The 418-nt window shown below is 32.8% G+C and carries 2 protein-coding genes; one reads left to right on the top strand and one right to left on the bottom strand.

Translation table 11 applies throughout. The features are described 5' to 3' along the window. Positions 1 to 3 precede the first annotated feature (3 nt). Complete coding sequence (locus J1M41_RS11120) at positions 4 to 201, bottom strand: hypothetical protein (RefSeq protein ID WP_015056205.1); 198 nt, start codon at positions 199 to 201, stop codon at positions 4 to 6. A gap of 103 nt (positions 202 to 304) precedes the next feature. Here J1M41_RS11120 and J1M41_RS12360 point away from each other — a divergent pair, with 103 nt between their 5' ends. Continuing rightward, positions 305 to 409 carry a type I toxin-antitoxin system Fst family toxin gene (locus J1M41_RS12360; RefSeq protein WP_365264772.1) on the top strand — a complete coding sequence of 35 codons (105 nt, stop codon included), beginning with the start codon at positions 305 to 307 and terminating at the stop codon, positions 407 to 409. Positions 410 to 418 lie beyond the last annotated feature (9 nt).

The following is a 418-nucleotide window of genomic DNA, read 5'->3' as shown; positions in this document are numbered from 1 at the left end:
TCTTTATTCAGTTACTATTTCTTTTCTCCAACCTAACAAACCATCTTTAACTCTAATAATATGTTTGCCACGCCAGACACTTCTTACTTCGAAATAATACCATTCCCCGTTTTTGTTGAGGAAATAAATATCTTGATAACCTTCTTTAATGACATATTTTGTAGCTTCTTGTCTTTGATCGCCAAACATTATCAATCCCACCCTTATATTTATTTATCTTTAATATATAACAACATTTATTAATATTCATGTTATTTCATGGAAGGAGAGATTTGTTATAATGTGAAGGTCGTCTATCTCTCAGATGTCAATTCGGCGTAGAGAGGAGGTGCGATTTATGAATGAAATTCTTGTTCACATCATGACAACGGCAATCAGTGGTTGTCTCGTTACGTTATTTGGTTATTAGCTCCATAAA

This window comes from Micrococcus sp. KRD096 (assembly GCF_017168495.1).
In the GTDB taxonomy this organism is placed as follows: Bacteria; Actinomycetota; Actinomycetes; order Actinomycetales; family Micrococcaceae; genus Micrococcus; species Micrococcus luteus.
This window is presented reverse-complemented; position numbering and strand designations above follow the sequence as displayed.

What these genes read in the sequence shown, in the direction of transcription:
- J1M41_RS12360 (WP_365264772.1), top strand. Translation starts at nt 305, where the DNA reads ATGTCAATTCGGCGTAGAGAGGAGGTGCGATTTATGAATGAAATTCTT.